Annotated in this window: 1 pseudogene; it reads left to right on the top strand. The window is 64.0% G+C overall.

The window, feature by feature from the left end:
• Window positions 1-990: pseudogene (locus ASG92_RS30035) on the top strand (pyruvate dehydrogenase (acetyl-transferring), homodimeric type); the annotation flags it as partial.

Below are 990 nucleotides of genomic sequence, written 5' to 3'. Positions count from 1 at the left end.
AACCTGAACTTCGTGATCAACTGCAACCTCCAGCGCCTGGACGGGCCGGTGCGCGGCAACGGCAAGATCATGCAGGAACTCGAGGCGTTCTTCCGCGGCGCGGGCTGGAACGTCATCAAGGTCGTCTGGGGCCGGGAGTGGGATGACCTGCTGGCCAGGGACTCCGACGGGTCGTTGGTGAAGATCATGAACGAAACCCCGGACGGGGACTACCAGACCTACAAGGCCGAGTCCGGCGGGTTCGTCCGCGAACACTTCTTCGGCAAGACCCCGCAGACCAAGGACATGGTCGCGGACCTGTCCGATGACAAGATCTGGGGCCTCAAGCGCGGCGGCCACGACTACCGCAAGGTCTACGCCGCGTACAAGGCCGCGACCGAATTCAAGGGCAAGCCCACCGTGATCCTGGCCAAAACGGTCAAGGGCTACGGACTCGGCCCGCACTTCGAAGGCCGCAACGCCACCCACCAGATGAAAAAACTCACCCTGGATGACCTGAAGAAGTTCCGTGACCACCTGCGGATCCCGGTCACGGATGAGCAGCTCGAAAAGGATCCGTACCAGCCGCCGTACTTCCACCCGGGTACGGACGCACCAGAAATCCAGTACATGATGGAACGCCGCGCCGCGCTCGGCGGCAGCGTGCCGGAACGCCGCGCCAAGCACTCCGACATCGCGCTGCCGGAGGCCAAGACCTATGAGGTGGCCAAGCGGGGTTCGGGCAAGCAGCAGGCCGCCACCACCATGGCCTTCGTGCGCCTGCTCAAGGACCTGATGCGGGACAAGAACTTCGGCAAGCACATCGCGCCGATCATCCCGGATGAGGCCCGCACGTTCGGCATGGATGCGTTCTTCCCGACGGCTAAGATCTACAACCCCAAGGGTCAGAACTACCTGTCCGTGGACCGGGACCTGGTCCTGGCCTACAAGGAATCCGCCCAGGGCCAGCTGATCCACCCCGGCATCAACGAAGCCGGCGCCGTCGCGGCG

Source organism: Arthrobacter sp. Soil736 (assembly GCF_001428005.1).
GTDB lineage: Bacteria > Actinomycetota > Actinomycetes > Actinomycetales > Micrococcaceae > Arthrobacter.
Note: the sequence above shows the minus strand (reverse complement) of the source record. Positions and strands in the feature narration are given on the sequence as shown.